The 735-nt window shown below is 32.7% G+C and carries 1 protein-coding gene; it reads right to left on the bottom strand.

All coding sequences use genetic code 11. The features are described from left to right. Window positions 1-240 precede the first annotated feature (240 nt). On the bottom strand, window positions 241-735 hold a 495-nt coding region (locus NMM26_RS09535), incomplete at its 5' end, for an LPXTG cell wall anchor domain-containing protein (protein WP_254754333.1).

The following is a 735-nucleotide window of genomic DNA, read 5'->3' on the forward strand; positions in this document are numbered from 1 at the left end:
CAATAAATAAGTAAAACATTTATATTAGTTAAAAACTTTATAAAAAGTAAGTACTAATAAATCTTCCCATAAAAAAACGCATAGTATCAGACTTTTTTAAGTTACTGATACTATACGTTCCTGTGATCCTGATATTTTTTCAGCATCAACAATCTTTATATTATTATCCAAATACTATTTCGTAAAGTTTTTATATAGGTCTGGATTTAATATTACACAAGATAAATAATCGACAAATCTTTAATCTTCTTTTTTCTTACGAGCTACGAGTCCGAATGCACCCAACATTCCAAGAAGTCCAAGACTAGCTAGACCAGCCTTATCTTCTGTACCAGTATTTGGTAATTCCCTCTTGTCATTAGCTACGGTTGTTTCAACGGATACTTGTTTAGAATCTGTAGAACTTGTCTGAACTGGAGTAGCTACTGGTTTTTCTGGACTTGTAGGAGTCTCTTGATTGATTGGTTTTTTCACTTTCTTATAGTGATGTAGGGTATTTCCTTTAGTATCCGTTGTTGAATGACTAAATTCGTATCCTTCCAACTCTATTGGATTGTGTTTTCCTTCTTTATCTGAAGTAATTCGGTTACCATTTTCATCAAGATATTCCGTTACAATCTGAACAGTTGAATCGCCATTTTGAGAAATCACTCCTCCACCATTTTGTGATTTAGGTGTTACTGTTACAGGAACTTCCACTGTAATAATACGACCATCAGGTAATTTAACTTTTAC

The sequence above is a fragment of the Streptococcus sp. CF7_Ac1-8 genome (assembly GCF_024295435.1).
Classification (GTDB): Bacteria; Bacillota; Bacilli; order Lactobacillales; family Streptococcaceae; genus Streptococcus; species Streptococcus mitis_AP.